Source organism: Bdellovibrio sp. HCB117, from assembly GCF_047305915.1.
Lineage (GTDB): Bacteria > Bdellovibrionota > Bdellovibrionia > Bdellovibrionales > Bdellovibrionaceae > Bdellovibrio > Bdellovibrio bacteriovorus_B.
In genome coordinates this window covers 2,437,224-2,451,273 of the sequence record NZ_CP178622.1, presented here as the reverse complement: position 1 = coordinate 2,451,273, position 14,050 = coordinate 2,437,224, and the positions used below count along the sequence as shown (strand labels likewise).

17 protein-coding genes are annotated in these 14,050 nt (G+C 46.1%); 10 read left to right on the top strand and 7 right to left on the bottom strand.

Translation table 11 applies throughout. The annotated features are described in order from the left end of the window. Positions 1-81 precede the first annotated feature (81 nt). A complete protein-coding gene (locus tag ACLWBD_RS11645; protein WP_413568287.1) occupies positions 82-1,749 on the top strand; it encodes a glycoside hydrolase family 13 protein in 1,668 nt (555 codons plus the stop codon). Positions 1,750-1,762: 13 nt separating this feature from the next. On the opposite strand, the gene ACLWBD_RS11640 is transcribed toward ACLWBD_RS11645, so the two are convergent. Both ACLWBD_RS11640 and ACLWBD_RS11635 read right to left on the bottom strand, forming a co-directional pair. Further along, entirely contained in the window at positions 1,763-5,809 is a 4,047-nt protein-coding gene (locus tag ACLWBD_RS11640) for a tail fiber domain-containing protein (RefSeq protein ID WP_413568286.1), read from the bottom strand. Between the two features lie 106 nt (positions 5,810-5,915). After that, positions 5,916-6,260 carry an ankyrin repeat domain-containing protein gene (locus tag ACLWBD_RS11635; protein ID WP_413568285.1) on the bottom strand — a complete coding sequence of 115 codons (345 nt, stop codon included), beginning with the start codon at positions 6,258-6,260 and terminating at the stop codon, positions 5,916-5,918. A 236-nt stretch (positions 6,261-6,496) separates the two neighbouring features. On the opposite strand from ACLWBD_RS11635, the gene ACLWBD_RS11630 reads away from it, so the two are divergent. Then, positions 6,497-7,051, top strand: a complete 555-nt coding sequence (locus tag ACLWBD_RS11630) for a hypothetical protein (RefSeq protein WP_413568284.1) — start codon at positions 6,497-6,499, stop codon at positions 7,049-7,051. Between the two features lie 56 nt (positions 7,052-7,107). Here the strand turns inward: ACLWBD_RS11630 and ACLWBD_RS11625 are convergent, their stop codons facing one another. Next, positions 7,108-8,025: a hypothetical protein gene (locus ACLWBD_RS11625; protein WP_413568283.1), complete on the bottom strand. Its 918-nt coding sequence runs from the start codon at positions 8,023-8,025 to the stop codon at positions 7,108-7,110. Between the two features lie 300 nt (positions 8,026-8,325). Between ACLWBD_RS11625 and ACLWBD_RS11620 the strand changes: the two genes are divergently transcribed. Continuing rightward, on the top strand, positions 8,326-8,772 hold the full coding sequence (locus tag ACLWBD_RS11620; RefSeq protein WP_413568282.1) for a hypothetical protein: 447 nt from the start codon (positions 8,326-8,328) through the stop codon (positions 8,770-8,772). Positions 8,773-8,801: 29 nt separating this feature from the next. Here the strand turns inward: ACLWBD_RS11620 and ACLWBD_RS11615 are convergent, their stop codons facing one another. After that, complete coding sequence (locus ACLWBD_RS11615; RefSeq protein ID WP_413568281.1) at positions 8,802-9,077, bottom strand: hypothetical protein; 276 nt, start codon at positions 9,075-9,077, stop codon at positions 8,802-8,804. A gap of 164 nt (positions 9,078-9,241) precedes the next feature. Here ACLWBD_RS11615 and ACLWBD_RS11610 point away from each other — a divergent pair, with 164 nt between their 5' ends. The 4 genes from ACLWBD_RS11610 to ACLWBD_RS11595 all read left to right on the top strand — a co-directional run bounded on the left by ACLWBD_RS11610 (position 9,242) and on the right by ACLWBD_RS11595 (position 11,019). Then, the gene (locus tag ACLWBD_RS11610) at positions 9,242-9,628 is read left to right on the top strand and encodes a hypothetical protein (RefSeq protein ID WP_413568280.1); all 387 of its coding nucleotides are present in this window, start codon (positions 9,242-9,244) and stop codon (positions 9,626-9,628) included. Then, positions 9,625-9,999: a hypothetical protein gene (locus tag ACLWBD_RS11605; protein WP_413568279.1), complete on the top strand. Its 375-nt coding sequence runs from the start codon at positions 9,625-9,627 to the stop codon at positions 9,997-9,999. Before ACLWBD_RS11610 ends, ACLWBD_RS11605 begins: the two co-directional genes overlap by 4 nt. Before the next feature lie 79 nt (positions 10,000-10,078). Then, on the top strand, positions 10,079-10,687 hold the full coding sequence (locus ACLWBD_RS11600; RefSeq protein WP_413568278.1) for a M15 family metallopeptidase: 609 nt from the start codon (positions 10,079-10,081) through the stop codon (positions 10,685-10,687). Between the two features lie 137 nt (positions 10,688-10,824). After that, positions 10,825-11,019, top strand: coding sequence for a hypothetical protein (locus ACLWBD_RS11595; RefSeq protein WP_413568277.1), 195 nt, complete (start codon positions 10,825-10,827; stop codon positions 11,017-11,019). Positions 11,020-11,022: 3 nt separating this feature from the next. Here the strand turns inward: ACLWBD_RS11595 and ACLWBD_RS11590 are convergent, their stop codons facing one another. From ACLWBD_RS11590 to ACLWBD_RS11580, 3 genes are read right to left on the bottom strand one after another with little or no spacing between them, the layout of a single operon-like run. Continuing rightward, positions 11,023-11,472: a hypothetical protein gene (locus ACLWBD_RS11590; protein WP_413568276.1), complete on the bottom strand. Its 450-nt coding sequence runs from the start codon at positions 11,470-11,472 to the stop codon at positions 11,023-11,025. 38 nt (positions 11,473-11,510) lie between these two features. Continuing rightward, entirely contained in the window at positions 11,511-11,969 is a 459-nt protein-coding gene (locus ACLWBD_RS11585; RefSeq protein ID WP_413568275.1) for an SRPBCC domain-containing protein, read from the bottom strand. Between the two features lie 10 nt (positions 11,970-11,979). Next, entirely contained in the window at positions 11,980-12,333 is a 354-nt protein-coding gene (locus ACLWBD_RS11580; protein ID WP_413568274.1) for a hypothetical protein, read from the bottom strand. Between the two features lie 49 nt (positions 12,334-12,382). Between ACLWBD_RS11580 and ACLWBD_RS11575 the strand changes: the two genes are divergently transcribed. From ACLWBD_RS11575 to ACLWBD_RS11565, 3 genes are all read left to right on the top strand, one after another. Further along, complete coding sequence (locus tag ACLWBD_RS11575) at positions 12,383-12,508, top strand: hypothetical protein (RefSeq protein WP_413568273.1); 126 nt, start codon at positions 12,383-12,385, stop codon at positions 12,506-12,508. Between the two features lie 105 nt (positions 12,509-12,613). After that, complete coding sequence (locus ACLWBD_RS11570; RefSeq protein WP_413568272.1) at positions 12,614-13,495, top strand: DNA-methyltransferase; 882 nt, start codon at positions 12,614-12,616, stop codon at positions 13,493-13,495. Positions 13,496-13,559: 64 nt separating this feature from the next. Beyond that, positions 13,560-13,970 carry a nuclear transport factor 2 family protein gene (locus ACLWBD_RS11565; protein ID WP_253696291.1) on the top strand — a complete coding sequence of 137 codons (411 nt, stop codon included), beginning with the start codon at positions 13,560-13,562 and terminating at the stop codon, positions 13,968-13,970. Positions 13,971-14,050: the final 80 nt, after the last annotated feature.

Below are 14,050 nucleotides of genomic sequence, written 5' to 3'. Positions count from 1 at the left end.
CTCTGACAAGACATGGCAGCAAGTGACACCTTGCTGCTTTTTTGTTTTGATCACCCCATCAGTCTTCATAAAGGTGGGAACATGGCTCCTTCTAAAAAGTGGTGGAAAGAATCTGTCGTCTATCAAGTTTATCCGCGCAGTTTCATGGATTCAAATGGCGACGGTATGGGAGACCTCAAGGGTGTCATTTCTAAACTAGATTATCTTAAAGAACTTGGTATCGACGTTATCTGGATGAGCCCGATGTATAAGTCCCCGCAAGACGATAACGGTTATGACATCAGCGACTATCAAGACATTCATTTTGAATTCGGCACGATGCAGGACTTCGACACACTTCTTAAAGAAGTTCATAATCGTGGAATGAAGCTACTGATTGATCTTGTTATCAATCACACCAGCGATGAACATCCCTGGTTCATCGAATCTCGTTCTTCTAAAGACAATCCTAAAAGAGACTGGTACATCTGGAGAGACGGTAAAAACGGCAAAGAACCCAACAATTGGGAAAGTATCTTTGGTGGATCTGCATGGAAGTATGACGAACTAACGAATCAATACTTCATGCATATTTTCTCTGCGAAACAACCGGATTTAAATTGGGAAAATCTAAGGATGCGGCAAGAAGTCTTCAAGATGATTCGTTGGTGGCTTGATAAAGGCATTGACGGTTTTCGCGTGGATGCCATCAGCCATGCCAAAAAAGAAGAGGGCTTGGCAGATATGCCAAATCCTCAAGGTCTAGAGTATGTGCCTTCTTACGATAAGCACATGAATGTGAAGGGCATCCAAGAATATCTGACGGATCTTTGTAAGAATACGTTCTCTCACTACGACATTATGACGATTGCTGAGGCAAACGGTGTTTCTGCTGAAAATGCAGATGAGTGGGTCGGGGAATCTCAAAAGAAGTTCAACATGGTTATTCAGTTTGAACATGTCGGTTTGTGGGATCCGAATCCAGAAAAGCGCATTGATCTTCTAAAAGTAAAAGAAGTTTTTGGGCGATGGCAGCGCGAGCTTGATAATAAAGGTTGGAATGCACTTTTTGTAGAAAACCACGACGTGCCTCGCATTATTTCAAAGTGGGGGGATGCTAAGAACTACTGGCGCGAAAGTGCGACGTCGATTGCTTCCATGTACTTTTTGATGCAAGGAACCCCGCTTATCTATCAAGGGCAAGAAATCGGTATGACGAATACGATTTTTAATGGACCTGAGGATTTTAACGACGTCTCTGCAAAAAATCACTTCACTATTCGCAGAAAACAAGGGGCTTCGGATGCCGAAATCACTCGTGAACTCGCGAATGCTTCACGCGACAATGCACGCACGCCCATGCAGTGGAGTGCTGAAGCCAATGCGGGCTTTACCACGGGCAAGCCTTGGTTGAAGGTCAATCCAAACTACAAAGAAATCAACGTAGAAAATCAACGCAAAGATTCCAATTCTATCTTTAGCTTCTATAAAAAATTGATCCAGCTTCGCCGCGAACACCAGGTCTTTATCTATGGAAGCTATAAGCTGGTTATGGAGAAAGATCCGCAAGTGTACGCTTACGTACGAACTTTGGAGGGCGCAAAGATGCTTGTGATCAGTAATATTTCAGATAAACCGGCGAAGTTTAAAGAGCCGGGGATCGCCGTGAATTCGAAAGATATGCTGCTTGCCAATTACGAAGTGACAGAACATTCCCACGTTGAGCAGATCGATCTTCGCCCGTACGAAACACGTGTTTACAAGATTTAATTTTTCCAAAGGCCTACTTAGAGAGACTTTTTTCGATTCTTTCTAAGCGGGCTTTCATTTCCTGCAATTCTTTTTCTTTTTGCACATTTTCTTTTTTCATTTGCTCAAGCTCATGCTGTGTTTGCTGGGCTTGTGTTCTTAGATGGAAATTTTCTTCTTTGATCGAAGCAATTTCGCGATCCACTTTTTGGCTGTGGTTAGACCACTGAGCATAGAACTCTTGCAGGGCCTTGATAATAGGTGCGACAAAATTTGAGTAAGCGACAGATTTATTGCCATCGCGGTTGTTTTGGACAAGCTCGGGGTAAATCTTTTCAACTTCCTGAGCGATAAAACCAATTTGTTTGTCTTTGCTGCGACTTTCTTCCTTCCAGTGATAGGTCACCGGCCGGATCTGAAGAATTTTATTCAATTCTTCGGGCATTGTTTGGATGTCTTTTTTCAATCTGACATCGGAAGCTTGAGTTAAAGTTCCTTTGAGCCATCCGTTTCCTGCGGAAGTGATCGAGAGAAGAGTGGTGCCTGCTCCTACTGTGCCATTGAATAATGCAAAGGTACCATCCACTTCATGGGTCATGTGAATGTTATTAGAGCCGCCATCGTTACCTAACATAATCGCGGCATAACTATTTGCACTGGTAATATGAAGATGAGCAAGGGGATTGACCGTACCTAAACCTACAAAGCCCGCTGCAGGATCTGTAACTAAAGCGTATCTATTGGTGACAGTTCCGGCACCTGATGGCGCGCCGATAGAAATACCTCGCCACGTGTTTAAGGTCACACCGGTGCCAACGACGGGGCCCTCGACATTCACGCCGCGTAGATTGTAAGGTGCGTTCGCATTGATATTAGCGTTTGCAGCCGTGATCAAAGCGTCAAACGAAGTCGGCACGCCCGTAGCTGCGGGGTTTCTAACGTACTCGACACGAAGAACCTGGTTCGAGTTAGAATTCGCCGTGCTAGAATCGATGTATTGGAAAAATCCAGCGCTATTGATATTGGTAGTTGCAGTAGATGTCGTATTCGTACCGATGACTTTATGAGTAGTGGCATTACCTGTAAGCAGGTTGCCAGCTATGTGGAAGGTCCCTGTCGGGTTGTTGGTACCAACACCAATAAGACCCGTCGAAGTGATTCGCATTCTTTCAGATGCCGTCGCGCCGGAACTTTTGTTTGTGTAAAAGACCATCGGTTGAGCGTTAAAGGTGCTAATGCTAAAAGGATTTGCTGACTTCGCTTCAAGATAAGTCACCGAGCCCGCTGGAGCGGACGTACCCCATGTGCCCAAGTAAACTGAATTCGTGCCTACAGCCGAAGTCAAAGAGGCCGCTCCTTCAGCATTGGTATTAGTGGCCATTATACCGTTCGAGGTGGTTGAGTTGAAACTGGCTTCAATTACCCGTGTTGGAGTAGCTGTTCCGACACCGACAGAACCATTTGAGTTCTGAATTGTCATGCGAGTGGTGCCGCCAGTTTCAAAGGAAAGATTGTAAGCATCGTTTGTTCCTATGGTAGCGTTGCCACCAAATGAGTTCCCACCATTTGCATAAAGAGCAGAGGAAGCATAGGTTGTACAACCCATAACTCCTGAAGCATCGAATGTAATAAGCTGTCCCGTCGCGCAGTTAAATTCACTCACCGCAGAACCGGTGCCGTTGCTAACAAGGAAGCGATCCGCCGTCAAAGTGCTGACGCCAGTACCGCCTTTAGAAACAGGAACCACCGGAAGTTGGGCCGTCGTCACACTTCCTGAAAGATCTGCAAACCCTAAAGTGGTATTTACCCAGTTTGTCCCATCATAGCGCAACGTCTGTCCTGCAGCATAAGCCGCTGGTGAAACGGATTTTCCTTTGATGCGATCGACACTCGTTGTGCTTGAAGTCCCGCTGACATCTCCCGAGAAAGTGGAAGACGTTCCTAATTTATTATTAAACGTATTCCAGTCAGTAGAACTCAAATAACCATTTGTGCTTGTATTTGCTTGTGAAATAGTGATGTTTGGAGTCGTTCCGCCACTTGAAGCCAGAGGCGCACTGGCAGTCACTGCTGTCAATGCTCCCGCTGTTCCTGTGCCATCACCGATTTTCACCCACGCGGAACCTGTGTCACGATAAAGAGTGTTGTCGTCAGAGCCGATGTAAAGTCGGCCCGCTGTTCCTGCCGCAGGACGAGCTGCCACGGTTCCGGTTTGAACACTGGGAGTCGCACCCGCGTTTTGAACAGCGTCGGTCACGCCGTAACCACTTAAAGTCGTCGGTTTTCCAGAAGTAATTTTTGACCAGTCTAAGTTGGGAATATCAGAGGCGGTAAGAGTGCTTCCTGACGTCACTCTTCCTTGCGCATCTGTAGTGACTTTTGCGTAAGTGCCGGCTGTCCCGGTATTTTTTAATGTAACGGCACCATTTGCTGCCATCGTCGCATCACCACTGAGTGACACCGGCGCATATTGTGTTGAACCATCATAAACTAAGAATTGCGCAGAAGTGGGAACTGTTGCAGAAACACTGCGACCTTTGATTTTATCAACGCTTGTTGAATTGTAAGTGCCAGAGATGTCGCCACTAAAACTTGAAGACGTTCCTAGTTTGCTATTGAAAGTGGTCCAATCCGTCGAAGATAAAAGTCCCGTGGTTGTGCCATTAGCGGTCGGGATAGCGGCATTGGCTGCCGAAGTCAGGCGGCCTTGTGCATCGACGGTGAATGTCGCAACCTGTGTCGCACTACCATAACTTCCTGCCGATACTGACGTGTTTGCTAATGAAATAGTTCCTGTTGTAGTAATTGTTCCGCCTGACAAACCTGTTCCGGCGATCACACTGGTGACAGTTCCTCCGGCATTACTATCACTTGCGGGTGCCCACTTTGTGCCATCGTATTTCAATACCTGACCAGAAGTTAACCCCGTCGTGTCGATGTCCACACCTTTGATCTTATTGACAGTCACTGCACCAATACTGCCGCTGACATCGCCGGCAACGGAAACATTGATCGACTGACATTGGAACGAGCTGCTGACAGAATTCCAATACGGAGTTTGATGGCTCGCGCAGTTGCCAGAACCCACCGCGGTATTAAATGCCGCTGTCGTTAAGTATGTTCCTAATGTGGTCGTCAGATTATTGACATCGCTGATCGTGATGGCCGCACCTGCCCATGAGGTCCCGTCAAATTTGAAATATTGACCGTTTGATGGAGCGGCACTAGCAACAGCGGTATTTTGAATTTTTTGAACCGTCGGATTTGGATAACTACCGCTCAGATCGCCTCCAGCAGCTCCATTCGGAGGACGTGAGTTCGTGAATCTTGAATCATCACCGGCTGCGACAGTGCCCGCTGTTGTGCCAACATTTAAAGTCAAAGCCGGAGTCGAAACGCCGTTAGCGACGCTGAGATAAGAATTTGTCGAAGTCACGTTTGTGACGGTGCCACCACTAGCACCAGTGACAGCGGCACAAGACAATGAAGTTCCATTCCAGGTTAAGAACTCACTCGAGTTACACGTTGGAAGACCGGCTTTTAAAAGGAAATCCGAAGCAACGTTTGTCCCTAGTTTATTTGCGGAGTGAGAAAATGCCGAGTAGGGAACAGAGCGAATCACGTTGTCTGGTGAAATCAAACGCCAAGCCGTCCCGTCGTGAAATTGCACGCGCAAAAGACGTCCGTCCGTCTGAACCGCATTGTAAGTACTTGTGCTGTCTGAGCACGTGTAGCCACTGCAAGCACCGCAGGTGAATGGTGATGAATTGTTAAATGCATCCAGAACCGTAAAACCGCCGCCGAGTGGATAGTTCACTCCGCCTTTACCAATAGGAACATCAAAGATCCCTTTGGAGTTAGCCATGTTCACACCAGTGACCTGCTCTTGATAAATCACGCAGTGACCGGAAGGGTCTGTGATTTGAAAGATAAAGCTGACGTTAGAATGTTCTAAAGGTGTGCCGTCCGTCTTCAGAATTCGCCCTTGAAAAGTCAGAGCGGACGGTGCTGCAAACGCACTTGAAGTAAACAACAATAAGAATAAAGAGGTAGCTATACCAACGACGTACCTGAGTCCCATGCCTTACTTATCGGAATCAAGACAAGGAGACATCATGAAGTGTTGGTCACAATTGGCGAATATGAGCGGCTTTCTATTCCGTGAACGACTGTATTGGAGACGAATTTTACTTCGGCAGCAAACGATCTAAAAGCTTACCAAAGAAAGATGGTTTTATTTGAATCCCACGCTTCTTGAGTTCTCCAAGCACTGTCTCGTTTTTGTATCGACGAGCCGCTTCGACGGCGGTCATATCGTCAAAGAAGGATTTTAGGTTGGGATCGGCTTTATTATCTAAAAGAAAAAGAGCGATATCAGTGTGACCTGCAGAGATCGCAGCGACGAGAGGTGTCGCTAAAATCTCGGGATGTTGATAATTGGGATTTACTCCATTTTCGATATGGTACCGCACAAGGTCCATATTCCCCGAAGAAGCTGCAGAGTACATTTCTTTCCAATCACCAGCTGACATATCAAAATCTTAAACTCAGTTGAATAATGGAGTAAACAGAATTCAACTTTGTGTCGGGCTGTTTCTCACTGTGGAGATCCCGAATATTCCACGAGTTACCAGCCGCTTTCGGGTTTCATTGTCTAAAATTTCGTCAGCTGACTAAGCTTAAAACGCTTCTATAGGCCTCCTAAGAATGGCGCGCATTTCGCTAAGAAGGCGAATGTTCAGATATATCTAAAATGAAAGGTTTTGCTATGAAGAAGACTTTAGCTGTTCTTTTCTTGTTGATTGCTGGGAATATCGCACAGGCGGCTCCTTATTATACAGGCGTTGGTTGTAATGAAGAAGGCACTCGCTGCACCTTCGGAAAACCATCAGGTCGCGTTTTGAACTGGAGCAAAAAAGGAACGGTTCAAGAGCTTGGTGAGCGCTGTGAAAAATTCATCGCCAATATCGATGCACGTAAAAACGAAATCGCTAAAAGCCAAAGAATTGAACTGAAGTACAAGAACTTCACGTATCGTTGGACGAATGATGTTCAAGAAGATGGCCGTGCTAAAATCGTTTGTTCTGTTGAGTTGCACTCTGAACTTGCTGACGTGAAGTTTGACTCAAAGATCGTTAAAAAATTCTACTGGGTTTGTGAAAACAGAGATCAAGGTGGCGTTTGCGCGCATTATTTTGACGAATGCGAAGCCGCTCGTGATGAAGCTCTTCGTGATAGCTCGGTTTTAGATGCGACAATTTACCGTGGAGCCTCGTTGCTACAAGGTAGCATCTGTGAAATCGTCACTGTGAAAATGAAATAGTGTTTACTATAGAAAAATAGAAAGGCGCCCCTTGAAGAAGGAGCGCCTTTTTTATTTTAACGATAACTGCGATAGAAAATGGTGTTGTCCGTACCTCTGACAAAAACCATCACGTGTCCCGGAGCTGAAGAACTTGCGCCCGGACCCGAAGTTAAAATGCCGCCCAAGCTTTCCCAATTAGACCAGCCAGATTGAAACCATTTGTGATAAAGAGCGCTGTCACCGCCCCGAACAAAGACATCTAAGCGGCCGTTGCCCCAAGAAGCAACATCAGGTGACGACGTTAGATATCCTCCTAAGGACTCCCACACAGACCAGCCACTGCTTGTGTACCAGATGTGCCAAAGAGCATTGTCAGTTCCGCGCACGAAAACATCCAAGCGGCCGTTAGCCCATGCGGCAGCTGCTGGGTCCGAAGTTAAAATTCCACCTAAGGATTGCCAAGCGCTCCAGTTGTTCGCGATATAGGATTTGCGCCATAAAGCATTGTCGGTTCCGCGAACAAAGACGTGCAAGCGATTGCCTGACCAAGCGGCTGATGCCGGGCCTGAATTCGCCGCAAGAGTTCCACCTAAAGAAATCCACGGTCTCCAACTATTAGATCTAAAAGTGCGTTGCCAAAGAGCTCCGTCAAGGCCGCGCGCAAAAACATCAATACGTGATCCATGACAAGTCGCTGACGGAGAGGATGTTAAAACTCCTCCTAGTGAAACCCATGCCGCCCAGTAGTTGCCATTCCAGTAGCGCATCCATAACGCGTTATCTCCGCCACGAACAAAGACAAAAGTTTTATATCCTGAAAGTGAGCACGCTGCGGGATCAGATGTGGCCATTCCTCCAATGGATGTCCAGTCCGACCATGCGGGTGGTTTAGGATCTTCGTGTTTATCGCGGATGACAGAGCCGGGATCTTGAACCGCATGAGTTGAAAATGACAACAATAAAAGTAAAGCCGTGAACAAGGTTAAACGCATTTTTCCTCCGTATTTTTTTTTCGGTAAAGTTTTGGTGGTCTGAAGATTTAAACAGGAAAAAAAAGACGATGACTAGAAAGGCAAAGTCGAGCTGTCAAAATTCTGAGGTCGAAAATGGATGACACAATAACAATGAGTCCTGCGGTCGCGATTCAAGTTGTACTGCAAGTCGTGGAGTGGCTTTCTTAGTTAGTGTGATCAACATTTCGACATGTGTTTTCAGGGATATCCCCTTCTGCTGAAGCTGCGAAACAAGGCCTCGGCTTTGCTTTGTCTAAGGCCATAACCTTAGGAGATTTTATGAAAAGCCTAGTGCTGGGTGCTCTTGTTCTAGTTTCTTCAGTGAGTGAGGCAGGTCTGTTTGGTCGTGGAGAAGCCGTTATTGCAGAAGTGGCGTATGTCGCTTATGGGACGCGCGAAACACCTCAAAAAGGTCAACTGCGTGGTGAGGTCTATAAGCACACCTCTGACGACCTTATCGTGGGAAATCCCTATGTTCTTACCGGGTCTTCCTATATGGAGTACGGAGTGAAGGCGAGCCTCACTGGAAAAACAGAGAATATCGCGGCTCTTTGTCAGAAGTTGGGCTATAAGAATGGTAACTATTCGGGTTACGCAGACTCCTCTAAATACAATTCCTATTTCAACCCAAGAAACGGAATGTTTGAAGTCGGCGAGTTCACTACATTAAGAGTGCGTGCGATTTTATGCAGTAATAATAAAATCGACGTCCTTGGCGGAGAATAAAAAAAGCCCGGGTCCTCCGGGCTTTTTTTTTAGTAACCTTGAATATCTAACAAATCGCAATCCGAGAACATCATTGGAACCACGACAATACTTTCTCCGCCAGCCAAGACGAACTCGATGCCGTAGGAAATAACGCCTTTAGCATCTACAACTCCTGAACCATAGATATTAGATGGTGAGGAATTGTTACCGTAGTTTTCATCCATATATTCACGGGCATAACCAACGGCTTCAGCTTCGCATTTGTTTTGCGCGAACGAAGAAAGGGGAGAAAGTAGCAGGGTGCTAGCGATGATCCATTTCATGACGGCTCCTTTATTTGTTGGCATTGGTATAGCGACTTTTAGAATCTGAAGCCAGCTTGCAATGGAGGCTTAGAAAATCTTCCCTGTTTCTAAAAGGATAAGAATCAAAAAAAACTTGCTGTTTTGTCCGCCTTGTCCAAAGATGATGATTCTTAAGGACCTTCATGACTGCGACCTTGCGAAACTTCGAACTTTGGCTTCTGAAATTTCTCACTTTCTTTGGCGGCTGTTTTTTTTGTTTTTATCTGCAATCGCATTTTAAATCGACGCCTGTCGTTGCGGCTTCTTTAACGGGTCTTTTGGGTACTTTTATCCCTGATACTAAACGCATAGAGGGTGCCCACATTCACGCCCTGGTCTATACGGGAGCCTTTGTTGCCATGGGTTCTCGAGTTGTCGATGCAGGGTTGTGGCAGATTTTATTGGTGTCGGTTGTCGGCAGTACAATTTACTTTTGCTTGGGGGCTCGGTTTAAAGGTTTGGGCGGTCGTCTGGGCTTCATAGCTTTTGTGTCTTCTTTGTTGGGAATCGCACTGAGGTATTGGTTGTGATTCTTTTAACTGTGATCTTGGTTTCTATTTTGGGTGCGCAAACAACCTTTTATCTTATTCATGAAAAGCGGATCTCTACAGTGCGAGCATCGAGCGGTCCCACTTTGCTTTTTGCCTTGATAGTCAGTCTATTGCCGCTGACCTTTGTCACGACACTACAGGCCGCCTTCTTCGGGGCGACCTTTGTGGGTATGACAGATAAATCCAGAATGGGTAAAAAAAGAGTTTTGATTTCCAGCGTGATCTTTGCACTGATTTATTCATTTCTAGTTCCGATGGTCAAAGATGTTGGCGGAGGGTTGGGGGCCGCGGCCTTTGTCTCTTGCGCCGTTGTATTTCTTTTAGCAAAAGCGGTGCGTTTAAAGTCATAGACGTCTTTACAAGCACTGCGAGACCCTGTGTCACGAGCGTCCATTTGACTGTGAGGCGAAAGCTTTTTAGCCTTAAGCGATGACATCTTTCACCCGCCAAATTCAATGGATCGAACAAAACTTTCGCGAAATCAAACCTTCTGCCGAAGTCGCGTTGGATATGAAGTACGCGACGGACGATAATTTCATGAACAAAAATGTTTATGAAAATTTCGCTCGTTGCTTTGTTTCACCGTTGGCCTACGAAATGTTCATGAAGGCCTGTGATGTGCTTCGCAAGAATCATCCGAGCCTGCAGTTTCTTATTTGGGACACGCTTCGTCCACGCAGCATTCAAGCGCTCTTTTACAGTCATCTTGAAGGGACGCCTTTTCAAAACTATGTGGCGGCTCCTTACCCCGGGTCCTTACATAATTTTGGGATGGCAATGGATCTGACGTTGCAAACCAAGGATGGCCAGCAACTGGATATGGGAACGGGCTTTGATGATTTCAGGGACCTCGCGCAACCCAAGCTGGAAGAAAAATTTCTGGCTTCAGGAGAGCTGAGCCAAGAACAACTGAAGAACCGACGGCTTTTGCGTGAGCTTCTAGAGACTCAAGGCTTTAAAGTTTTAGAACACGAGTGGTGGCATTTCAATGCGCTACCGAAAGAGAAAGTGCACGGCCAGCACCCGGTTTTAGAGTAATTACCTGAGGGGACCTCTGAACTGAGGTCATTAGGATTCCCCTTGGTCTAGGAAAAGTTCAGCTCTTCTTCAAAGTTGCAACATTACAGGCTTCTTTTCGTAAACTGGGCATCAATCCTTATTCCGTGGAGAAAAGAATGATGCGAAGTCTTGCGGCCCTTAAAGACCGTGTTTTCAAGATCTATGAGATGATTAAAGAATTAGATCAAATGCCAATGCGAAACCTTCGCGGAGATTTCTACGAATCTGAAGAACCTAAAAAAATAAAACGTGCGCCTCGCAAAAACAATGTGCGCGTTGAAGACCTGAGACCTCAAGTTCGTGAGGATTGATTTCTAATAATCCACGGAGCAAGCGTCGACGCGGAAGACTCGAGCCGTGGTGGCCGTTGGCGTTTGCACTTGCGTGATGACTGAGCCTGACTCTTTCATTCCAAAGTCAGCATCGACGAAAACGCTGTATCCCTCTTGCGACCTGCAAGCAGACTGTACAAAAATCTGCTGGCTTTCCGGATACACACTGGCAATGTCGTGTTCGCATTGGCTGACTTGAAAGCCTGCGCGGTTTCTCGAAAAATCCGCAAAAAGGGTTTCGACTTTATAGCGTCCAAATCCAAACGGGTCGGGACGATATACGCCGATTTCTTCAAGCTTGTTATTAAATGAAATACGCAATTCATCAGTGGAGGCTTGCCCATTGGGAAGCCGAATTTGACACTTCCAAATAGTGGCGTAAGAAGACGCAGAGATAAGAAACGTAAGTGCGAAAGTTATTAACAACTTCATACTGAATCCTTTCTAAAACCCCTGCATTTTTTTGAAACCTAAGATGAAATCGCTTTGTAAGCGCCTTTGCGAAGGTTGATGCCGTATTCAAGATAGGCTTTCATCGCACAAATCATCTGCGACCAGCCCATGCAATTTCCAAATGCCGCTTTCATGCCTTCGGGGGATTCACTCCATCCGAGTTCAGTGACGGTGACTTTAGTTTCTTTGGCATTTAAAGGCTCAAAGACAAATTCAACGCGGTTGTCTTTTCCACCTTCGGCAGAACCCCATTCAAAAACAATCAGCTTATCTTTCAAAACATTTTTAGTGCGCACGGGGAATGCGCCAGGAAAATCTGCGAACTCCCACTGCACCGTACTTCCTTCTTCCAAAGGCCCTGTCGCTCCCGCAGTGATGAAATAGCCGCTGAGTTTCGTCGGATTGTAAACAGCATCAAAAACTTCAGCGACGGGCTTTTGGATAATGATCCAAGTTTCAAACTTTGGGGCGACCATAGCAGGCTCCTTAGGGTTGGTTTTGATAGCGAATCTGTAGAGAGCAAGCCGATTCGCCATGATTTATGATTGAGTAAACTCCATTCTCTGTCAAACCCACAGCATCGAACATTAACACGCTGTCATTTTGGGGCGTTAATATCTCAATCTGTCCTTGGCAGTTTCCGTCGACGACTTTAAACACCGCATACTGATTTTGTGGGGGATATACATTGTTATCGGCATCTCCATACGCACTTAAATGCTTTACACAAGTTCCTGCGGCGATTTCTGGATCTGTGCAATCATCCGTGTCCGCTAAAACGGGACTTGCCATCAAAGCCACTGCAGCGAGCAAAGCGTAGGAAAGAATTTGTTTTTTCATAAGGCCTCCTTTTTCTTTGGGTCCATGAGTTTTGTAAAATTAGATAGCAATGACGTTGCCAAAAGGTGAAAGTCTCTTGAGAGATTTAAGTGGTTTTGACGGTGAAGGTGTTGGAATTTCGACAGCCTCAAGTGCCGAGGCCTCGGTAAGTGACGGTTTGCCGACAGGTCCGTAAAGTTTCAGAATGAAATGGTCGAGGTGAAACTCAAAATAGTCCTCTTGCGTAATTTCTATCGGCATAATTTTAAAAAGCCCTTAAGACGTTGCAGGAGGGGATGCGATGGATGCTAATCACTTGGCTTCATTTTTAGATCAGATTATTTGTGGGGATGCTTTAGAAACACTTCAGAAAATCCCGGATTGTTCGATTGATCTTGCCGTGACGTCTCCTCCTTACAATTTAAAAAACTCTTCTGGGAACGGTCTTAAAGACGGTCGTGGGGGAAAGTGGTCCAAGGCGGCGTTGTTAAAGGGTTATCCCAATCATGACGACAATATGCCTCACACGGACTACGTCAGATGGCAAAGAGCCGTGATCGCTGAGACCTTGCGCACGTTGAAATCTGACGGGGCCCTTTTCTACATTCATAAGTGGCGTGTGCAAAATGGGTTGCTACAGGACAGACAGGATATCGTTAGTGGGTTTCCAGTAAGGCAAATTATCATTTGGCAAAGAGCGGGTGGTATTAATTTTAATCCCGGTTATTTTCTTCCCACCTACGAAGTGATTTATTTGATCGCTAAACCCGAATTTAAGCTTTCACCTCAAGCCAATGCCTGCGGCGATGTCTGGAGTTTCTCCCAAGAAATGAACAACGATCATCCGTCGCCATTTCCATTAGCTCTCGCGGAAAGAATTATTTCTTCCACGGAAGCCAAAACCATTCTTGATCCTTTTATCGGCTCGGGGACGACAGCAGTGGCTGCGAAAAAACTGGGACGACAGTACATCGGAATCGACATCGCGCAAGAATACTGTAAGGTGGCAGAAGAGCGCGTTCGTGATTTCAATATCAGCAAGATCGATCCTTTCAAAAACAAACTGGTGTCTACAAAGGGCTCTCAGTCGCGCGAGGCCAGAAAGATCATCGAAGAAAGAAATCTTTCCTTCTTCGATGATTTGGATAAGTCCGCGGAAAAGGATCCTGAAATTTCTCTGTAGAGTTACATATCCTCAGACTCCTTTTTTCCAAGCATGATCGTGCTAAGAAAAAAAGGAGATCTGGATGGAGACTTCATCTCAACAATCGCAACCCTCTCAACAGCCTTCAAAAGAAACCATGGAAGTGGGAAAAAAACTTGTCGAGCTTTGTAAGCGCGGCGACAACATGAAAGCTATCGACTGGCTTTATTCTGAAAACATCGAAAGTAAAGAAGCGGCGTCCATGCCCGGCATGCCAGCGCAGATGCGCGGGATCGAAGCAATTCGCAAAAAAAATATGGAATGGGACGAGCAAATGGAGGTTCACTCTATGGATGTCTCGGGACCCTATCCTCACGGCGATCGCTTTGCGGTTCACTATAAGTTGGATGTATCAGAGAGAAAGTCAGGCAAGCGCTGGCAAATGGAAGAGGTCGCCCTGTACACTGTCTCTAACGGCAAAATCGTAAAGGAAGAATTCTTCTATACCATGTAACGATTTAAGGGGCTTAGGGCCCCTTTGTCTGCCTGCGGCGAAAGAGGCTCCCGGAACAAAGACTCATTAGATTTTCATTT